The sequence below is a fragment of the Mucilaginibacter gynuensis genome, from assembly GCF_039541195.1.
Lineage (GTDB): Bacteria > Bacteroidota > Bacteroidia > Sphingobacteriales > Sphingobacteriaceae > Mucilaginibacter > Mucilaginibacter gynuensis.
In genome coordinates, this window is the sequence record NZ_BAABFT010000020.1 from 12,250 (window position 1) to 31,629 (window position 19,380).

Below are 19,380 nucleotides of genomic sequence, written 5' to 3' on the forward strand. Positions count from 1 at the left end.
GTAATAGCTTGTGTACATTAAAAACATAAAAATTATCTGCACTATGGCAACTACAAAAACAAAAGCACCCAAAGCAACAGAAGTTGCTGTTGAGGTGAGCGATTCGGCTTTAAATGAGCTGTTTATTGACGAATTAAAGGACATTTACTGGGCCGAAAAACACCTGGCCAAAGCATTGCCTAAAATGGCGAAAGGCGCTACATCTGATGAGTTGCGCAAGGCTATCGAAACCCACCTTGCCGAAACTGAAAACCACGCTGTAAGATTAGAGCAGGTTTTTGAAGTGATAGGTGAAAAGGCCGCTACTAAAAAGTGCGATGCCATGGATGGCCTGCTAAAAGAAGGTGCCGGGATACTGGAAGATACCGAAGAAGGTACCATCACCCGTGATGCCGGGATCATCTCTGCCGCTCAAAAAATTGAGCACTACGAAATTGCCTCTTATGGTACGCTGAAAACCTTAGCCGCTACATTGGGCTATAACGAAGCTGCCGAACTGCTTGATGCTACTTTGCAGGAAGAAAAAAAGACTGATGACCTGCTTACTAAAATTGCAGAAAGCGGCATTAACAAAAGTGCCAAAGCCGAAAAGAAATAAGTAATTGCCGAACGCTATATTAAAAGTCATCTCTGTAAAAAGAGGTGACTTTTTTGTTTACAGCTTATACTGTCGTGAGTTTAGCGCAGCGTAACTCGTGATACATTATGGGTTAATCTTTCAGCTTAACTGCAATACAGATGGCGTGATTACGAAAGCTGAAAGCTTTCGGCATGCGTAGTCACGAGTTACGCTGCGCTAAACTCGCGACAGCGAATATTATTCTTGCGGAGGTTTTGGAGGGGTTGTTTTGGGATTAAACCTTGGCTTAAAACCTAATGCCGGTTTGGTGGTGGGTGTTTCCTCTGCAGGTTTCTCTTCGGGTGCAACGTCCGAAGCCGTTGCAGGCTCGGCAGTATCCTTTATCGGTTCCTGAACTTCGGGTACCGGAATCTCTTCTACAGGCTTTGGAGTAGCATTTGCTGCACGGAACTTTGGCTTGAAGCCCAAAGGTGCTTTGGTGGCAGGCTTTTCTTCGGGAGTTTCTTCTGCCGCTTCTTCCGCGGCGTTTACTTGTATCGTATTGCCCGGTGCCTCATCTTTAATAACATCTTCCTTTTCGGGAGCAGGTTTTTCTTCAGCAGGCTTTGGCGTGCTTGCTGCACGGAATTTCGGTTTAAAACCTAATGCCGGTTTTGCTTCAACAGGCGGTTCAATGTTTTCTGCCGGAGGCTCAACTTTTGCCGTTTCGGTTTGTGATATATCTTCCGCCGGTTTTGGCGCAGCCTTAAACCTCGGAGTAAAGCCAACCTTAGCAGGCGGCGGTGCTGCAGCGGGTTGCTCTACCGGGGTTTCGGCTTGTGGCGTATCTTCTGCAGGTTTTGGCGCAGTCTTAAATCTTGGTGTAAAGCCAACTTTTGCAGGAGGCGGTGTTGCAGCGGGTTGCTCTGCCGGGGTTTCAGCTTGTGACATATCTTCAGCAGGTTTTGGCGCCGCTTTAAATCTTGGAGTAAAACCAACCTTTGCAGGCGGCGGTGTTGCGGCAGGCTGTTCTGCCGGGATTTCAGCCTGTGGTGTTTCTTCCGCCGGTTTTGGTGCCGCCTTAAATCTCGGTGTAAAACCAACCTTTGCAGGCGGCGGTGTTGGAGCGGGTTGCTCTGCCGGGGTTTCAGCTTGTGGTGTTTCTTCTGCCGGTTTCGGTGTTGATGGTGCTTTAAAGCGTGGTGTAAAGCCTGTTTTTGGCGCGGATGTTACAGGCTCTGTGAGCGAATCAACAATGGTTTGCTCGGCAAGCCTGTTTTCAATTACTACCTTTTCAACCTTAATTTCGGGTGCAAGGTGGTATTTTAAGCGTAGTTTGTTGAACCAGTATTTTTTGGTGTGGTCGAAGCTTTTTTCGCCCATTTGTCCGTAGTGGTTTTCAAATTCGGCAAATAAACCCGGTTCGGCATCTTGCAGCGCGGCCAGGTTTATCTTCTTCTTTTTAAAAAACTCTTCGAACGTTAGCATCGGCTTTACAGCATTATATCCACATCTATTTTGTTCCAGCGTATCCCGTTGGCAGTTGGTGTCCAGTCTTCACGCTCCTCGTCGGTCGCGTTCATCAGCTTCGGGAACCATTCCAACGGAAAAACCTGTTGTTTACCATCGCCTTTATCCACATGCAGCAAGCCCGCATTAAAGGTTACCTTAATGTCTTTTTGTTGCTTACGTGATGTGAATAACGCCATGATTTATCACTTTAATTTTAAAGGACTGTCATTCTGAACATAGTGAAGAATCTTCTTCGCTTTACAGTTCACTAACAGATGCTTCGTACCTCAGCATGACAGTCCTTTTACTGATCGGCAATGAGAGTGCTGTTACTCTGCCATGTTATGGTACACCGCCTGCACATCGTCATCCTCTTCCAGGCGATCAATGATCTTGAACACCTCTACCGATTGCTCTTCGGTTACGGCGGTGGTCGATTGCGGGATGCGCTCTAACTTGGCCGATTTTACTTCAATGCCCAATCCTTCAAGGGCTTTTTGCATGCTACCGAAATGCTCGTAACCTGCATGTACAACCGCTACGTCCTGTCCCTCTTCGTTCGCTTCCACAAACAGATCTTCAAGGCCGGCATCTATCAGTTCAAACTCCAGTTCTTCCAGATCACGGTCGCCCGGATCAAAAGTAAATACCGATTTGCGGCTGAATATAAAATCGAGCGAGCCGGTTTTACCCAGCGTACCGCCATATTTGGTAAAGTAACTGCGTACGTTGGCAACGGTACGGTTAAGGTTGTCGGTAGCGGTTTCTACCAATATAGCTACACCAAATTGCGCGTATCCTTCGTATACTATTTCTTCGTAATCTTTCTCATCGCGACTGGTTGCGCGTTTTATAGCGGCTTCAACCCTGTCTTTAGGCATGTTAACCGCCTTGGCATTTTGTACCGCGGTGCGTAGCCTTGAGTTGTTGTCAACATCACTGCCGCCTGCTTTAACAGCCATAACAATTTCCTTACCCAAACGGGTAAACTGAACCGCCATTTTGGCCCAGCGTTTAAATTTTCTTTCCTTACGGAATTCAAATGCTCTTCCCATAGTAATTATAAACCTGTTATTGATCAGGTTTTTGAGGTGCAAATATAATATTATGTTACTTAATCTTTTTCAGATTAGTAAGCATATCCTCTACCATTCTCGGCAGGTCGAACTCCGGCTGCCAGCCCCAGTCGGTGCGGGCCTGGGTGTCGTCTATCGATTTTGGCCAGCTGTCGGCAATGGCCTGGCGTGGGTCGGTATCCACGTAGCTTAATTCAAAACCGGGAATATGCTTCTTAATTTCCTCGCCCAGTTGCTCGGGTGTAAAGCTTAAACCCGCCAAGTTATATGATGATCGTATGCTCAGGCTTTCTGCCGGGGCATCCATCAGCGCGAGCGTGGCACGTATGGCATCGTCCATGTGCATCATCGGCAATTCGGTTCCTTCACTTAAAAAGCTGGTATATTTTCCGTTAGTTAAGGCTTCGTGAAAAATATGTACCGCGTAATCGGTAGTACCTCCACCCGGTGCTGCTTTCCAGCCGATCAAACCCGGGTAACGGATGCTGCGTACATCAAGCCCGTATTTTTCAAAATAGTACTCGCACCAGCGCTCACCGGCAAGCTTGCTGAAACCGTAAACGCTGTTCGGATCCATCACACAATACTGCGGCGTATTCTCTTTTGGCGAGTTAGGCCCGAACACTGCGATGGAACTTGGCCAAAACAATTTAGCCACTTTAAACTCAATTGCGTAATCAAGCACCAGTAAAAGGCCGGTCATGTTGAGGTCCCAGGCCATTTTAGGGTTCTTTTCGCCTACGGCAGATAGTATGGCTGCCAGCAGGTATACCTGTGTTGGTTTGTGGGCTTCAAACACACGGCGAAGGTTGTCGGCATCGGTTACGCTTACCAACTCAAACGGGCCTTCATCGCCCTCGCTGTCAGCAGGTTTACGAATGTCGGCGGCTATTACCTGGTTGCTGCCATGTATAGCTCTTAAGGCTTTAACCAACTCAGTGCCTATTTGGCCGTTGGCGCCAATAATTAAAATTTTCTCGGTCATGGGTGTCAATATCCAGCAAAGTTAAAAATTTGCACATAATACAGCCTGTAAAGCTGCATTGTGACAATATTAAAACCTGTAACGGCCTTAAGTGCAAAATTATTTGCATATTTGGGGTTATTAACTGACACAGGTAATAATTAAACATTAAAAACGAAGCTTTCGTGTGCATCCACGAGGGTATTCACAAAAACAAAAATTTAAAAAAGATGAAAGTCGCAGTAGTAGGTGCCACAGGTTTGGTGGGCACTAAAATGTTGCAGGTTCTGGCAGAACGCAACTTCCCCGTTACAGAATTAATCCCCGTAGCTTCAGAGAAAAGTATTGGTAAAGAAATTACTTTTAAGGGTAAGCAGTATAAGGTGGTTTCTGTTGAGGATGCGATTAAACAGAAGCCCGACCTTGCTTTATTTTCGGCAGGCGGCAGCACATCATTAATACAGGCTCCGTTATTCGCGGCGGCAGGTATCACCGTAGTTGATAATTCATCGGCATGGCGTATGGACCCAACCAAAAAACTGGTTGTGCCCGAAGTAAATGCAGATGTGCTTACAGCCGATGACAAGATCATCGCTAACCCTAATTGCTCAACCATACAAATGGTAGTGGCCTTAAAACCGCTGCACGATAAATATAAAATTAAACGCGTTGTCGTATCAACTTATCAGTCAGTAACAGGTACCGGCGTTAAGGCGGTAGACCAGTTATTTAACGAGCGTAACGGTATCGACGGGCCTAAAGCATATCCGTACACCATCGACCTGAACGTTATTCCTCAAATTGATGTATTTACCGAAAACGGTTATACCAAAGAGGAAATGAAAATGATACTGGAAACCAAAAAGATAATGGGCGACGACAGCATCCGCGTTACGGCTACTACAGTACGTATCCCGGTAATGGGTGGTCACTCGGAGTCGGTTAACGTTGAGTTTGAGAACGATTTTGATTTGGCCGAAGTACGCGAACTGTTAAGCAACGCGCCGGGCATTATCGTTACTGATGATACCGCTAACCTGAAATACCCTATGCCGCTCGACGCGCATGATAAAGATGAGGTATTTGTAGGCCGTATCCGTCGTGATGAAACTCAGGACAATACTTTGAACTGCTGGATAGTATCAGACAACCTGCGTAAAGGCGCTGCTACCAACGCGGTACAAATAGCCGAATACCTGGCTGCCAAAAACCTGATTGGCCAGGCGGTAGAGGCGTAAGCAATAATATTTTTATAATGAAAGGGATAGCCGGTTGGTTATCCCTTTTTTGTTTAATTTGGTTTTATGAAACCACCTAAACTATTATTGCTCTTATGGTACTGCTTTACATCGCTTACCACGTTTGCCCAAACGCCCAAGAGTATCGAGGCTGATTTGCTTAAAAGTTTTAAAAGAATCAGTTATTGGGATCAGCAGGATGGCGATGTGAAATACGATTCTTTGATTGCGGCTAATAAAACATTTGGCACAAAATTGAAACGTTACACCGAAAAACATCCATTTACAATAAACTACCCATTTACCACTTTAAAAAAGGAGAAGTTAAAAATTGCAACTTCAGCGAATGGACTGTTCCGTATTTACTCATGGAATACGGAATTGGGAGGAACAATGTACTCATTCAGCAATGTGATGCAGTACAAAGTTGGTAGTAAAACCTATTCAAAGTTATTTGAAAGTGGAGAGAATGGATTTATGCCCTATTATGATGCGCTGTGCTCAATTCAAAACAATGGAAAAGTATATTATATCGGTGTGTTTTGGGGCACAGAATCTTCACGGTATCATTATGAGGGCATTAAGATGTTTACAATAGATAATAGTGTTTTGAAAGAATTGAAGATCATTAAAACCGCAAAGGGGCTGAACAGTACTATTTCTTACGATTACGACACTACATTTTTCAGGGACTATAAGAGCATACCTAAAATAGTTTTTGACGGAGACAAAGGACAAATTTCATTGCCTGTAGTCGCCGAAAATGGAAAGATGACAAATAAATATACTACCTATAAATTTACCGGAAAATATTTTGAGAAAGTGAAATAGAAGCATTCATCATTGTGCTTCTTTTTGCTTTTTACTGTTGCTGTTTTATTTTCGGGATAAAACAAAATGCATTAATCACCGTAAATATTATACCTGAAAATGTGCTTGAATATAAGGCGTCTTTAACTTCAGTTTTCAGCAAAAAAACATTCATTAAAAACAATAGGCTGGTATACAACACAAATTGTATAATATAACGTATTGATATTTTTAATTTCATTGTGCTTCTTTCTGCTTTTTATTAGCCATATATATTAAAACTCCGGTACAAACCACACCGCCGCCCAACGAACTAACAAACGCCGATCTTACCGGCACACCCAATAAAGTGGCTATCAAAAGGCTCACGCCTACCGTAACAAAAAGGCATATGGTGTACAATAAAAATCTGCCCGAATTAAATTTCATCTTTCCCACTGATTATGTAGCAAATGTACAGCTTAGCAGCATAAAGGCACTAAGTTTTGCTAATTCTTAAAAAAGCTTAAACATTCCCCTGCGGGGATATTGAATAAATAGGAGAGGAAACTCAGCCCCGATTATTTAATACACCTTAATTAAAAAAAGAAGCGGCATCTACATAGCAACATATAGTATTCGTGCTGCAAGTATGGTAACCTGCAACACGAATAAAACATTGTCGCACATCGTTCAGTTTAATAGCAGGAGCTTTGCAAGTGATTTTCTTACAACTCACAACCCTCAACTCACAACTTACAATAGCATCCCCGCAACATCTTTCCAGGTGTCGGCGCGTTCGTAGCCATCAATGGCCAGGTTATGCGGCGAGGTGAAAAGTATTTTGCGGCCCTCGAAGTTCACAAAGTTTTTAAGGCGGTCGTCAATCATAATATCTACGTTCACAATTTTATGCCCGCAAAAGATGATGTTGGTCCACGATATAAATGGGAAATGCTCGTTAAGCCATTCCAGTTTATCGGCCAGTGAGTTTTTAAATTCCATAGCGGCCGATACGATATAGAGGTCGTATTTTTCGTTCAGCTGCTGCAGCACCTCAACGGCATCTTCCATTACAGGGATATCCCTGAAAAAGCCCGGTTCGTTGATATACTGGCGTAGGGTATGGCGTATCTCTTCGGGTAAAACTTCGTTAAATTCTTTGCCGTGCATTTCATCAAGCACAACTTTGGTTTGATGGCGTTCTTCGTAAAGGGTAATGAATTTGCCAATAGTATCCGCTATTACTTCGTCCATATCAATGGCGAGGCGTAGTTTGTTGTTCATACTGGCTAAAATAGGGCTTTTAGAAAGCAGTTTAAACACTTATTTAATTATTTATGGCTTAGTGTTTTATAAATAATTATTTTTTGTACCTTTGCGTCCCCGCTGAAAGAAACTCCGGGAACAATGTTGAATACATAATTTTAAATTAAAACATGGCAACTAAGATCAGATTGCAAAGACATGGTAAAAAAGGGAAACCTTTTTACTACATCGTGGTAGCAGATTCTCGTGCACCGCGTGATGGCCGTTTCATTGAGCGTTTAGGTTCATACAACCCAAACACCAACCCGGCTACAATTGACATTAACTTTGATAAAACTTTCGAGTGGGTAGACAATGGCGCACAGCCAACTGATACTTGCCGTGCTATCCTTTCATACAAAGGCGTTTTATACAAAAAACACTTACAAGGCGGTGTTAAAAAAGGTGCTTTATCTCAAGAACAAGCCGATGCTAAATTTGCTGAATGGCTTGATCAAAAAGATGGTAAGATCACCGGTAAAAAAACTGACTTGGTATCTGCTAAAGACGAAGCCCGTAAAGCTGCTTTACTTGCTGAAGCTAAGAAAAAAGAAGACAGAGCTGCTGCAATTGCCGCTAAAAATGCTCCTGTTGCTGAAGAAGAAGCGCCTGCTACTGAAGAAGCTGCTGCTGAACCGGAAGCTGAAAGCGCTGAATAATTATTTCAGTAAAATGTATTATAACAATGGCGATGTACCTGCAAAGGCATCGCCATTGTTATTTTTAAACAAATTATTTTGACGAAATGAAGATCGAAGATAGTTTCAGGATAGGCAGTGTATTAAAAACCAAGGGCCTTAAAGGCGAAATGCAGCTGTTTGTTGATTTCGACGGGTTGGAGAACATAAAATACAATGCCGTATTTGTTGACATGGCCGGCAAGCTGGTGCCCTACTTTGTTGCCTCTGTAAAATACGGCCCCAAAAACGGCGCTTATGTTTACCTGGAAGATGTGGATACAGTTGAAAAGGCATCGGTACTGGTAAAAAAAGACATTTACCTGCCCAATAAGCTAAAGCCTAAAAAGAAAAAGGAAGAGTTTACGCTGATGGACCTGAAAGGGTTTATGGCGATAGACATATACGAAGGCGAACTGGGCGAGATCACCGACATACAGCAATACCCGCAGCAGCTGATCGCTACCGTAACCTACAAAAGCTGTGAAGTGCTTTTCCCGCTGAACGAAGAAATTATACAGGGCATTGATGTGGTAAAAAGCATCGTGTCGGTTGATTTGCCCGAAGGCTTGCTAGATATTTATCTGGATTAAAAATATTACATATATTATTTGCGGTAAAAGAAATTTTTACGTTTAGTATTATATTTTATAAATTTACATAGTGAACCTGGTAGAAAGATTTAATCAATTTAAAATTGCCCAAAAATTTAACAGGGTTAATATCAAAGGTGTAATAACAGTTGATGATTACTCCTTTGATATTAGAATTTTCAATGGTGATCTATATGCTAATAGTTTACCATTGGAAGACTTTTTTAATGAGGCAATGTTGAGTGTTGATGAAGAGTTACACTATGAACAGGCAATTTATGAATGGATCAATAAGATTGCTAATTCCCGAGTAGCTTAGGAAGATACTGTAAAGCTAACTTATCTCTGTCGCCTAAATATTTTTCTGCACATTCGGGCATCCAAACTTCATCGACAAACTTTATAAAAATTGGTAATATTTCATTTTTGTATTGTCTCGCATCTACGGTCATCCCGTTAGGAAATCGATGGCTATACATTTTATGTGTATCCGATACGTTTGGATGATTGTCGCGAAGATATTGAGCGAACAGCCTGCCAACACTAACGTCGGGCCTGATTTCTTTTCCATCAAAAGCTTTATTGGGGATTTGATAGCCGACTTGTTCGAATTTTCCATAAATTCTGATAAACAACTCACTTATTACTGAAAAGTAGCCTCGTTCGGTTCTGTCCCAATTATCGTTAAAGCGTATAACAAAATTGGGAGTATCAAGTCTATTTATACCAAATGATCCTGTCTTTCGTATGGCGGGTATAACTTCTTTTGTTACCCATTTTCTAAATTCTTTGGCAGACGGTTTTTTGCTTCTGAAAATCAGATTGTATAATCCGCTTTCATTCACTAGGTTGGTACTTCTATTCTGACCTGCCCTCGGTATAACCGATACCAGCTTTTCATCATCATCTAAAGAAGATACTGCATCAGATACATTTTTTATATCTAACATTGCACAAACATCCGCCGCTATAAACCATGGTTCACCATCAATCTCTATTGTCGTGAAATCATTAATCGAGTTGCTGTTTTCGTCTTTGTACTTGAATATCGCTAATTGCATTTGATAAATAATAAGGTTTACGAGTGACATCAAATATACTAAAAACGTCGTTTAAATTTTAAATAGGGTAAGTGCGAATGGTTAATAGAATGTACACTAAAGTAACTTTTATTATTCCTTGGTTCCACCGCATCTGTGTTAATTATGTAAATGTTAGATACTCTAATCATGAGTTATTTATCTGGATTAAAAATATTTTGTCAAGCATACTTGACTTTTGTCAAATTTGTTTTACATTTGGTAAAACAAATTTGATATTATGAAAGCACGTTATCTTTTTCCGCCAGTGTTCAGGATATTAGGTATCCTGATGGCCATTCCAGGTTTCATCCTTGGGTACTTTGTGGTTTTTCGTGATTACGCCATTCCGGGTTTTGAGCTTCACCTGCGTACCCGTGGCTACCTTGACCGGGCCGCTTTTGAAAATTTCACCAATGAGCTGGCGCTAACGCTGGTAGTAGGGGGCTTGCTCTTCATCGCCTTCTCTAAAGTAAAGCGCGAGGATGAGCTTACCGCCCGCATTCGCTTAAACGCCTTGTACTGGGCCATATTGACTAACTACCTGCTGTATGCTGCCTGGCTGTTGCTCGCCCTGCTTAACGAGGCATTTAAAGTGGAATTTTTAGAAGTGCTTACCAATAAGGGTTTCCAGTTTTCGCTCGATAATTTCTTTTTACCCTTAGCCATATTCATCGCCCGCTTTTATTACCTGTTGTATAAAAGCAAAAACGAGTATCAGGATATCCCGCTGCACTTTTTACCCAACAAGCCCTACAATGTTGCAGGCAAGTTATTATCCATCGCTTTGCTGCTGCCGTCGTTATACGGCATGCTCGATCTTTTTCGCGGGGATTACTTTGAGTACCTATTTTACTTTATGCCATTCGTATTCCTACTGTGGATCTACTCTAAAGAGCGGGTAGAAGATGAGTACATTAACTCGATAAGGCTTAGCGCCATGCAAATTGCCGTGTATGTGAACTATGCCATTCTATTGCTGGCTAATATTTTTTGTTACGGAATTGAGTTTCTGTTGGTACAGGAAATTAATCTTATCACCATTCCGCTGATATTTGTAATCGTGTTTCAATACAGGTTATATCGTTTATCAAAAGAAACAAGCCGTAAAAGCGGTCAGCTCAATATGAACATTTTATAAGCGCACCCATGAAAAATTCGCTGCGCGTTGAACGTGCCATTAAAAACATGACCCAGGCCGACCTCGCCGACCTGATAGGCGTATCGCGCCAAACCATCAATACCATAGAGAGTAACAAATACGTGCCTTCCACCATACTTGCCCTCAAAATTGCCCGTGTATTCGGCAAACCCGTTGAGGAGGTGTTTATTTTGGAGGAGGAAGATTAACCCCCCGGCCCCCTGAAGGGGGAGCTTTTGAATATCCTGATTAAATTCGGCATTAACCTTTGCATATCAAAAACTCCCCCTTCAGGGGGTTGGGGGGTTTTGCTATCTTTGCGCTATGCGTTTTGATATCATTACTGTTTTGCCGGGACTATTGGAGAGCCCGTTTGCTCATTCTATTTTGCAGCGTGCGCAAAAAAAAGGCATTGCCGAAATTCACGTGCATAACCTGCGCGACTACTCCACCCACAAGCAAAAAAGTGTTGACGACTACCCTTATGGCGGCGGCGGCGGCATGGTAATGAATATCGAGCCCTTCGCGGCTTGCATTGATCAGCTGAAAAGCGAACGCGAATATGATGAGGTGATCTTTATGTCGCCGGATGGGGTTACGCTTAACCAGCAGATAGCAAACCAGCTATCTATCAAAGAGAACATCATCATTTTATGCGGGCATTATAAAGGAATAGATCAGCGGATCCGCGATATATATGTAACCCGTGAGATGTCCATAGGCGATTATGTGCTTTCGGGCGGTGAACTACCCGCCGCGGTACTGGTTGATGCCGTAGTGAGGCTTATACCGGGCGTGCTGTCCGACGAAACCTCTGCACTGAGCGATTCTTTTCAAGGCGATTTGCTGGATGCGCCCTTGTATACCCGCCCGGCCGACTGGAACGGCCACAAAGTGCCCGATGTATTATTGAGCGGCAACGCCGCCGAAATAGAAAAATGGCGTTTTGAGCAAGCGCTGGAGCGTACACGCACCCGCAGACCCGATCTGCTGAAGTAACCTGCCGGCCACGTATGCTTTTTGAATTGTAAAGCACTGTGAATGCGTAAAAACCAGCATAAATTGTTAGTAAAATATATTTTGTGGAAATTTTTAAAATCGGTTTTTTATTATCAAAAAAAATCTCTATACTTGCAATCCGATTTTTACGGGCTAAAAATCGCTTTTAAAGGCTAAAAATCATGGATTTAGTAAAATTTGTAGAAGAGCAAACAGTAGTAAAGAAAGAAGTTCCGACGTTTAAAGCCGGAGACACTGTTAGCGTATATTATAAAATCAGAGAAGGTAACAAAGAGCGTATCCAGGTTTACCAGGGCGTTGTTATCCAACGTAACAGCGTAGGTGTTTCTGAAACATTTACCGTACGTAAAGTATCAAACGGTATAGGTGTTGAGCGTATCTTCCCTATCAATTCACCAAACATTGATAAAGTAGAAGTGAACAGCTACGGTAAAGTACGCCGTGCTAAACTATTCTACCTGCGTGCCCTTACAGGTAAAGCAGCTCGTATCAAATCAAAAAGAGTTTAATTTTTGCCGCCTCCTAAGGCGGAACACGATACATAAAGCCTTTTCGGATTTTTCCGAAGAGGTTTTTTTGTTGGCTAAAAATATGGGTTGGGGATATCTGTAGGTGGATTGCTATTGACGGGCAAGATAAGACATTTGGTCTTAGCTTCAGATTATCTTGCCAAAGTTAAATCTGTCATCTCGAAACGCAGTGAGAGATCTTCTTCGCTATTCTGGTCTTCGACTTGTTTGACGAAGAAGATTTCTCTTCGTTCCTCATCGAAATGACAACGTTTAATGTTGCGAAAAATAGGAGCAGCGGAAAAGCGTTCCTAATACTACAATATATTCCCGCCCTCTTTGCGCTCGCGCAGAGAGGGCCGACCAGCGTAGCGTAGTCGGGGTGAGTTGATTAACACCGGACAAGTATATCCACTACAGCATCAACCTTAACAAAAAAGAGCGACAAGTATAAACCCATCGCTCTTTCAATATAGCGCTTCGCGAAGCGCCGATCAATAACTTATACCGTTTTCTTTTTTGCTTCCGTTTTTGGTGCTTTTACAGCAGGCTGTAATTCGGCTAATACGGTGCGGCCGCCTTTTACTACATCGCCTATATTAACGTTGATCTTGGTGCCTAATGGCAAAAACAAATCGACCCTTGAACCAAACTTGATAAAGCCGAACTGGTCGCCTTGCTCAACCACATCGCCTTCTTTTACATACCATACAATACGGCGGGCTAACGCGCCTGCAATTTGCCTGAACAATACCGGTATGCCCACGTTGTTTTCAATAACGATGGTAGTACGCTCATTTTCGGTAGATGATTTTGGATGCCATGCTACCAGGTATTTACCCGGGTGATATTTAAAAAACTTTACCACACCAGCTATGGGGTTACGGTTTACGTGCACGTTAACGGGCGACATAAATACCGATAACTGAATACGTTTATCTTTAAAATACTCGGTTTCTTCAGTTTCTTCAATTACTACCACCTTGCCGTCGGCAGGGCAAAGTACCTGTGTTTCGTCTTTAGCTATGGTTATTGACGGGCTGCGGAAAAACTGCACGATAATAGCGAACAGTAGGAACGACAGGATGTAAATAACCCACTTTAACGCGTAAGCCTGCGGGAAATAGAACTGAATAAGCGCATTCAACACAAAAATGAAGAGAATGCAGATAGCAAGTGATGTGTAGCCTTCTTTATGAAAAGTCATCGTTTTTTATAGATATTTTTTACAAAACTAAGCATTTGAAATGAAGTATAGGTAGGCATATACAATTGGTGCCGCCAGCAATAAGCCATCGAACCTATCGAGCAGGCCGCCATGGCCGGGCAATATGCCGCCGCTGTCCTTAACGTTGATGCTGCGCTTAAACATCGATTCAACCAGATCGCCCATGGTACCAAATGTGCTGATAAGTATTCCTACCGATACCCATTGTTTCCAGCTGTATTCACCATAGTAATGGCCCAATATAAGGGCAACACCTGCGGTGATCAGTATGCCGCCGATAAAGCCCTCCCAGGTTTTTTTAGGCGAATGCCTTTCAAACAGCTTTACCCGCCCGAGTTTGCTGCCTACCAAATAAGCACCGGTATCATTAGCCCAAAGCAACAGCAAAAAGCCTAATGGCAGGTGAAAATTAAAGCTGCCGCTCACAAAGGCCAACGCGTGGAAAAACGTGAACGGTATAATGGTAAATATGAGCCCCAAATAACTGTAAGCGATATTATTAAAGGGGGCCGTGGCTTTTTTAAACAATTCCTGTATAAAAATGGCCGATAGCGTTACCGGCAATAACAACAACAACTTATAACCCGATAAATATGCCTGCGCTGCAAAAAGCGCGAAAATGAATACGCCGTTAATAAGGCCGGCGCTTATGTTGGGCTGCGTGCCGCTTTGCTTAACCAGTTTGTAAAACTCGTGCAGGCAAAAAGCACTTAATATTAAATAGAACCCTGTAAAAACGGCGGCGTTAATTAACACCGATGCCAGCATTACGATGATAAAAAAGAAGCCTGTAATGGCGCGTACTCTCATGTGTTGATCTGATTGAGGATCATGATCTCTATAGCAGTGCTAAAATCCTCCTGGTGAACGTAAACCTCTATATTGCCAAAAGCGCGGTGAGATGAATCCTGCTTATTGAGCAATACCGTATCTATCTGATGCTCGGTGAGCATCTGTTTAATAATTTCTGATTGATAAAAATTGAATGAAGTAAAGATCTTTACCCAGTTTTTTTCCATTTAATATTCCGCGACCCTGTTTTTGCCTATGGCAATCTTTTTATAGATCCACAACAAAAATAAAAGAAAAATCAGGCTAATTATATAGCCCGTATAATTAAAAATGTGCTCATCGTTTACATCAATGCTGATTTGTTTGTGCTGGTACATATAGGTCCAGATAACGGCGGTGCCATTATTGATAAAATGCGCCCAAACTGATGGCCATATACTACCGCTCCAGGCTACCATATAACCAAATAAAGCGCCCAGTAAAACACGCGGCAAAAAGCCAAAAAACTGCAAATGGAACGTACTGAACAATATAGCGGTGATCCATATAGCCGAATGTGTGCGGCCCGTCCACCGGTGAAAAATAGTTTGCAGGCATCCGCGGAACAGAAACTCCTCGGCAACGGCAGGCAATAAAGCTACTATTACAAGGCCCGAAATAAGATCGCCGGGGCCACGCATTTTTAACACTACTTCAATAATTCGCTGCGATTCTTCTTCCGATTCACGCATCCAATTCTCCACCCCCTTTAAAAACGACGGCAGCTTAAGCTGCATATTGATATTGGTAAGCAACTCCATAGTAGGGCTTGATATAAACATGATCACCAGCACCAGCGGTATAAGCAACCACGGGAAACGGATGGAGGGCTTTAGGTATTCCTCGGCATCGTGCACCACCAGGTAGGCGAAAAACAAAGCCGGTACAAAAAAGATGAACAGCGTGTTGCCAATAGCAAGCAATATTTTAAGCGCGCTGATGGCTTCGGGCGGCGATGATGGTGAAATTGCCATGGCCTGGCTAAAAACATCCATGCCGTATAGCACCTTAATAATGAGCACTGATATGAGCATGCCGAAGACGGCACAGGCAAAACCAACGAGGATAAGATATACCAATTGTAAAGGCGGCGTAATGTAATAGTGTTGCCTGTCAGTCATGTACTTAATTTTTCTTATTTTTGCAGGGCTTAAAGATAAGCTATGTCTGTACGAATTGGAAATATTGATTTAGGGGATTTCCCGCTGTTACTTGCACCGATGGAAGATGTGAGCGATCCGCCGTTCCGTTATGTGTGTAAAATGAACGGCGCGGATATGATGTATACGGAGTTCATCTCGTCGGAGGGCTTGATACGTGATGCTGCCAAAAGCCGTAAAAAACTGGATGTTTTTGAATATGAACGCCCTATCGGGATACAAATATTCGGGAGCGATATCAACAGCATGCGCGAAGCTACTGAAATAGCCACACTGGCTAATCCAGACCTGATGGATATCAACTATGGCTGCCCGGTTAAACAGGTAGCCTGCCGCGGTGCCGGTGCCAGTTTATTGCAGGATATTGATAAAATGGTAGCCATGACCAAAGCCGTTGTGGATGCTACACACCTGCCAGTAACGGTAAAAACCCGTTTAGGTTGGGATGATAATACCAAAAACGTTTACGAAGTAGCCGAACGCTTGCAGGATGTAGGTATTAAGGCGCTTACCATACATGGCCGCACCCGTGCGCAAATGTACAAGGGCGTAGCCGATTGGTCGCTGATACATGATATTAAAAAGAACCCGCGTATCCAGATCCCTATTTTCGGTAATGGCGATATCGATTCCCCCGAAAAGGCCGCCAATTGGCGTATGGAATACGAGGTGGATGGTATGATGATCGGCCGTGCAGCTATTGGTTACCCTTGGATCTTTCGCGAGATAAAACACTTCTTTAAAACAGGTGAAAAACTGGAAGGCCCAACCATTGCCGAACGTATTGAGGTGTGCCGTACCCACTTAGAGAAATCAATAGAGTGGAAAGGCCATAAAACGGGCATATTTGAAATGCGCAGGCATTACTCCAATTACTTTAAAGGCATCGAGAATTTTAAAGAATTTAGGATGAAACTGGTTACTGCCGCCACAATTGACGAGGTACAGGACATTTTATGTGAGATAGATGTAAAATATTCGCGCGAAATGGTGTGATTATAGGGCGGAAATAATATATTTGATTTTAAAGAACAATAATCTTAATCATGGTTACCACTATAACTGAAGGTGTTAAGGTTTCAGTTGAAACTATATACCAACCGGAATACTCCAATCCGGCAAACGATCACTTCATGTTTGCCTACCGGATAAACATTGAAAATATGGGTAACTATGCCGTGCAGCTAATGAGCCGTCACTGGTATATCTTCGACTCAAACGGCGCTAAACGCGAAGTAGAGGGCGAAGGCGTAGTAGGTGTACAACCCATTATTGAACCGGGCAACTCACACGAATACGTATCGGGTTGTAACTTAAAAACCGATATGGGCAGCATGAAAGGCGAATACCAAATGTTGCGCCTCTTAGATAATTCGGAATTTGACGTACAGATCCCCGAATTTTATTTGATAGCGCCTTACAGGATGAACTAATCCCCCCAGCTCCCTGAAGGGGGAGTAAGAGAAGCAAGAGTAAAGAATCAGGATACAAGACAATCCGCTGCATAAAAAGAAGAAGCCCGGTCAATTGACCGGGCTTCTTCTTTTTGTAATCCATCATGCTAATCAAAAGCTCCCCCTTCAGGGAGCTGGGGGGGGGGGGTTAATCCCTCCTGCCGAATAGGAACTGCGCGTAATATAATAACGTTGCCAATGCGCTTAGTGCTGCAACTACATAGGTCATGGCGGCCCACCATAGGGCGTCTTTGGCTTGCTCGTGTTCCTGGCGGGTTTGCATTACGTTGTAATTGTTGTTTAACCAGGCCAATGCCCTGCGGCTGGCGTCAAACTCTACCGGCAGCGTTATAAAGCTGAACAAGGTTACCAATGCCAGCGCGGCAACGCCAATGGCCAGCACATACGAGTTATGCGCGAAGAACAGCAGCAACACGCCTATGGTAAGCGTAAATTGTGTTAAAGTTGATGCCACATTGATGGCAGGTACCATTGCCGAACGGAAACTTAACCAGGCATAAGCTTTGGCATGCTGTACGGCGTGCCCGCATTCGTGCGCGGCCACTGCGGCGGCGGCAATACTGCGGCCATGATACACATCCGGACTAAGATTTACCGTTCTGTTCTCGGGGTTGTAGTGGTCGGTAAGTTGGCCTTCTACCGATATTACCTGTACATTGCTGATACCGTTATCGCGCAGCATCCGCTGGGCAACCTCCGCGCCTGAAAGACCGGACAGTAAGCCCATCTCGGCATATTGTTTAAATTTACTTTTAAATCGCCATTGCACAATAAAGCTTATCAATGCAATCGCGATCATCAGGAAAATTGCCGAATTATACGTAATAAATCCTGTTATTAGTGCTGTATGATTCATATTGTGTTTTTATAAATACCTATATTCAAAAAGTATTCCGTTATATACCATTAACAAATTGAGCACACAAACGTTTTCCTACTGGGAGCAAACATCCTTCATCAATAACAGCGATGTGATCATCATCGGCAGCGGATTGGTGGGGCTTAGTGCTGCCCTGCATTTAAAAACACAGCAACCAAAGCTGAATGTACTGGTGCTGGAGCGGGGCTTTTTACCATCGGGCGCAAGCACAAAAAATGCCGGATTCGCTTGTTTCGGTACTGTTTCCGAGCAAATTGCCAATATAAAGGCCTCATCTGAAGGTGAAGCTATGCAGCTGGTAAACTATCGCTGGCGTGGTTTGCAAAAGTTAAGGCAAAACCTGGGCGATGCCAATATTGACTATCAACAGCATGGCGGCTACGAATTGTTTATGCAGCACGAAACAGAACGTGCCGATACCTGCATTGAGCAATTAACATACTTTAACAACTTATTGCAACAAGCTACCGGCGAACGCGACATTTATGCAGTAGCCAATGCCAAAATTGCAGACTTTGGGTTTGATAAAGTAAGCCGGATAATAGTAAACCGTTGTGAAGGCCAGATAGATACCGGTAAGATGATGCGCGCACTGCTGCAAAAAGTATATAACGCAGGTGTGCTGGTGCTGAATAATTGCGCTATCGAGCGGTTTGAGCAAACCGGCGAGGGCATCAATCTGATCACTTCGCAGGGTAATTTTAAAACAAGTAAAGTGATACTGGCCACCAATGCTTTTGCCGCGCAATTATTCCCCGAGCTGGATGTTACGCCCGGCCGAGGGCAGGTGCTGGTAACCGAGCCCATCGCGGGTTTAAAATTACAGGGCACCTATCATTTTGATGAAGGCTATTACTACTTTCGCAATATCAACAACCGCATACTCTTCGGCGGCGGTCGCAATATCGATTTTAACGCCGAACAAACCTGGAACATGGGGCATACCGAAGCAGTAAAGGCCAAACTGCTGCACTATCTCAACAACGTAATTTTACCCGGACAGGAAGTACAAGTAGATACCTGGTGGAGTGGTATCATGGGTTTCGGCAATGAGTTAAGCCCTATTGTAAAACAAGTAGCATCCAATATTTACTGCGCCGTACGCTGCAATGGCATGGGCGTAGCCATGGGGAGTTTGGTTGGAGAAGAGGTGGCGGAGTTGGTTTTGGGGTAGCATCTACATAGCCGACTCACCCGGTCTGCGCTTCGCTTTTCCACCCTCTCTGCTGCGCAAAGAGGGTGAAAAAGATGAAAAATTAATATGTAAAACTCTTCTTTCCGCTTGCGGAGAGAAGGGTGACGAGTGCAGCGAAGTCGAGGTGAGTTGATATGGTATGGCCA

The 19,380-nt window shown here is 43.5% G+C and carries 25 protein-coding genes; 13 read left to right on the top strand and 12 right to left on the bottom strand.

What is annotated here, in order from left to right; all coding sequences use genetic code 11:
* Positions 1–43: 43 nt before the first annotated feature.
* Entirely contained in the window at positions 44–598 is a 555-nt protein-coding gene (locus ABD894_RS24440) for a YciE/YciF ferroxidase family protein (protein WP_345213717.1), read from the top strand.
* Between the two features lie 219 nt (positions 599–817).
* On the opposite strand, the gene ABD894_RS24445 is transcribed toward ABD894_RS24440, so the two are convergent.
* The 4 genes from ABD894_RS24445 to ABD894_RS24460 form a co-directional block, all read right to left on the bottom strand.
* Positions 818–2,047 carry a hypothetical protein gene (locus ABD894_RS24445; RefSeq protein ID WP_345213718.1) on the bottom strand — a complete coding sequence of 410 codons (1,230 nt, stop codon included), beginning with the start codon at positions 2,045–2,047 and terminating at the stop codon, positions 818–820.
* A gap of 5 nt (positions 2,048–2,052) precedes the next feature.
* Entirely contained in the window at positions 2,053–2,268 is a 216-nt protein-coding gene (locus ABD894_RS24450; protein ID WP_345213719.1) for a DUF2442 domain-containing protein, read from the bottom strand.
* Between the two features lie 132 nt (positions 2,269–2,400).
* Entirely contained in the window at positions 2,401–3,126 is a 726-nt protein-coding gene (locus tag ABD894_RS24455; RefSeq protein WP_345213720.1) for a YebC/PmpR family DNA-binding transcriptional regulator, read from the bottom strand.
* Between the two features lie 55 nt (positions 3,127–3,181).
* Positions 3,182–4,132, bottom strand: a complete 951-nt coding sequence (locus tag ABD894_RS24460) for an NAD-dependent epimerase/dehydratase family protein (RefSeq protein WP_345213721.1) — start codon at positions 4,130–4,132, stop codon at positions 3,182–3,184.
* Between the two features lie 209 nt (positions 4,133–4,341).
* Between ABD894_RS24460 and ABD894_RS24465 the strand changes: the two genes are divergently transcribed.
* Both ABD894_RS24465 and ABD894_RS24470 read left to right on the top strand, forming a co-directional pair.
* A complete protein-coding gene (locus tag ABD894_RS24465; protein ID WP_345213722.1) occupies positions 4,342–5,349 on the top strand; it encodes an aspartate-semialdehyde dehydrogenase in 1,008 nt (335 codons plus the stop codon).
* A 66-nt stretch (positions 5,350–5,415) separates the two neighbouring features.
* Positions 5,416–6,180: a hypothetical protein gene (locus tag ABD894_RS24470; protein ID WP_345213723.1), complete on the top strand. Its 765-nt coding sequence runs from the start codon at positions 5,416–5,418 to the stop codon at positions 6,178–6,180.
* Positions 6,181–6,396: 216 nt separating this feature from the next.
* Here ABD894_RS24470 and ABD894_RS24475 read toward each other — a convergent pair whose 3' ends face one another.
* Both ABD894_RS24475 and ABD894_RS24480 read right to left on the bottom strand, forming a co-directional pair.
* Positions 6,397–6,588 carry a hypothetical protein gene (locus ABD894_RS24475; RefSeq protein ID WP_345213724.1) on the bottom strand — a complete coding sequence of 64 codons (192 nt, stop codon included), beginning with the start codon at positions 6,586–6,588 and terminating at the stop codon, positions 6,397–6,399.
* 306 nt (positions 6,589–6,894) lie between these two features.
* Positions 6,895–7,425 (bottom strand): 5' nucleotidase, NT5C type, encoded by a 531-nt coding sequence (locus ABD894_RS24480; RefSeq protein WP_345213725.1) that lies wholly within the window; start codon positions 7,423–7,425, stop codon positions 6,895–6,897.
* 152 nt (positions 7,426–7,577) lie between these two features.
* Between ABD894_RS24480 and ABD894_RS24485 the strand changes: the two genes are divergently transcribed.
* The 3 genes from ABD894_RS24485 (at position 7,578) to ABD894_RS24495 (ending at position 9,035) form a co-directional block, all read left to right on the top strand.
* Complete coding sequence (locus ABD894_RS24485; protein ID WP_345213726.1) at positions 7,578–8,105, top strand: 30S ribosomal protein S16; 528 nt, start codon at positions 7,578–7,580, stop codon at positions 8,103–8,105.
* 86 nt (positions 8,106–8,191) lie between these two features.
* The gene (gene rimM / locus ABD894_RS24490; RefSeq protein WP_345213727.1) at positions 8,192–8,716 is read left to right on the top strand and encodes a ribosome maturation factor RimM; all 525 of its coding nucleotides are present in this window, start codon (positions 8,192–8,194) and stop codon (positions 8,714–8,716) included.
* Between the two features lie 70 nt (positions 8,717–8,786).
* Positions 8,787–9,035 (top strand): hypothetical protein, encoded by a 249-nt coding sequence (locus ABD894_RS24495; RefSeq protein ID WP_345213728.1) that lies wholly within the window; start codon positions 8,787–8,789, stop codon positions 9,033–9,035.
* Here the strand turns inward: ABD894_RS24495 and ABD894_RS24500 are convergent.
* Positions 9,016–9,777: a BRO-N domain-containing protein gene (locus ABD894_RS24500; RefSeq protein ID WP_345213729.1), complete on the bottom strand. Its 762-nt coding sequence runs from the start codon at positions 9,775–9,777 to the stop codon at positions 9,016–9,018. The two genes, ABD894_RS24495 and ABD894_RS24500, sit on opposite strands and share 20 nt — an antisense overlap.
* Positions 9,778–10,036: 259 nt before the next feature.
* Here ABD894_RS24500 and ABD894_RS24505 point away from each other — a divergent pair, with 259 nt between their 5' ends.
* From ABD894_RS24505 to rplS, 4 genes are all read left to right on the top strand, one after another.
* Entirely contained in the window at positions 10,037–10,936 is a 900-nt protein-coding gene (locus tag ABD894_RS24505; RefSeq protein WP_345213730.1) for a hypothetical protein, read from the top strand.
* Between the two features lie 8 nt (positions 10,937–10,944).
* Positions 10,945–11,145 carry a helix-turn-helix transcriptional regulator gene (locus ABD894_RS24510; RefSeq protein WP_345213731.1) on the top strand — a complete coding sequence of 67 codons (201 nt, stop codon included), beginning with the start codon at positions 10,945–10,947 and terminating at the stop codon, positions 11,143–11,145.
* Positions 11,146–11,260: 115 nt separating this feature from the next.
* Positions 11,261–11,935, top strand: a complete 675-nt coding sequence (gene trmD, locus ABD894_RS24515) for a tRNA (guanosine(37)-N1)-methyltransferase TrmD (protein WP_345213732.1) — start codon at positions 11,261–11,263, stop codon at positions 11,933–11,935.
* Positions 11,936–12,117: 182 nt separating this feature from the next.
* On the top strand, positions 12,118–12,465 hold the full coding sequence (gene rplS / locus ABD894_RS24520; RefSeq protein ID WP_345213733.1) for a 50S ribosomal protein L19: 348 nt from the start codon (positions 12,118–12,120) through the stop codon (positions 12,463–12,465).
* Between the two features lie 502 nt (positions 12,466–12,967).
* On the opposite strand, the gene ABD894_RS24525 is transcribed toward rplS, so the two are convergent.
* The 4 genes from ABD894_RS24525 to ABD894_RS24540 are packed head-to-tail and all read right to left on the bottom strand — an operon-like array spanning position 12,968 to position 15,645.
* Positions 12,968–13,672: a phosphatidylserine decarboxylase family protein gene (locus ABD894_RS24525; RefSeq protein WP_345213734.1), complete on the bottom strand. Its 705-nt coding sequence runs from the start codon at positions 13,670–13,672 to the stop codon at positions 12,968–12,970.
* Positions 13,673–13,699: 27 nt separating this feature from the next.
* Positions 13,700–14,503, bottom strand: coding sequence for a phosphatidate cytidylyltransferase (locus tag ABD894_RS24530; protein WP_345213735.1), 804 nt, complete (start codon positions 14,501–14,503; stop codon positions 13,700–13,702).
* Positions 14,500–14,712: a putative signal transducing protein gene (locus ABD894_RS24535; protein WP_345213736.1), complete on the bottom strand. Its 213-nt coding sequence runs from the start codon at positions 14,710–14,712 to the stop codon at positions 14,500–14,502. Before ABD894_RS24535 ends, ABD894_RS24530 begins: the two co-directional genes overlap by 4 nt.
* Positions 14,713–15,645, bottom strand: coding sequence for a CPBP family intramembrane glutamic endopeptidase (locus ABD894_RS24540; RefSeq protein ID WP_345213737.1), 933 nt, complete (start codon positions 15,643–15,645; stop codon positions 14,713–14,715). It abuts the gene before it with no gap.
* Positions 15,646–15,687: 42 nt separating this feature from the next.
* Between ABD894_RS24540 and dusB the strand changes: the two genes are divergently transcribed.
* A complete protein-coding gene (dusB, locus tag ABD894_RS24545; RefSeq protein WP_345213738.1) occupies positions 15,688–16,680 on the top strand; it encodes a tRNA dihydrouridine synthase DusB in 993 nt (330 codons plus the stop codon).
* Between the two features lie 50 nt (positions 16,681–16,730).
* On the top strand, positions 16,731–17,117 hold the full coding sequence (gene apaG, locus ABD894_RS24550) for a Co2+/Mg2+ efflux protein ApaG (RefSeq protein WP_345213739.1): 387 nt from the start codon (positions 16,731–16,733) through the stop codon (positions 17,115–17,117).
* A 169-nt stretch (positions 17,118–17,286) separates the two neighbouring features.
* Here apaG and ABD894_RS24555 read toward each other — a convergent pair whose 3' ends face one another.
* Complete coding sequence (locus ABD894_RS24555) at positions 17,287–18,015, bottom strand: zinc metallopeptidase (protein WP_345213740.1); 729 nt, start codon at positions 18,013–18,015, stop codon at positions 17,287–17,289.
* Positions 18,016–18,073: 58 nt separating this feature from the next.
* Here ABD894_RS24555 and ABD894_RS24560 point away from each other — a divergent pair, with 58 nt between their 5' ends.
* The gene (locus ABD894_RS24560; protein ID WP_345213741.1) at positions 18,074–19,213 is read left to right on the top strand and encodes an NAD(P)/FAD-dependent oxidoreductase; all 1,140 of its coding nucleotides are present in this window, start codon (positions 18,074–18,076) and stop codon (positions 19,211–19,213) included.
* Positions 19,214–19,380 lie beyond the last annotated feature (167 nt).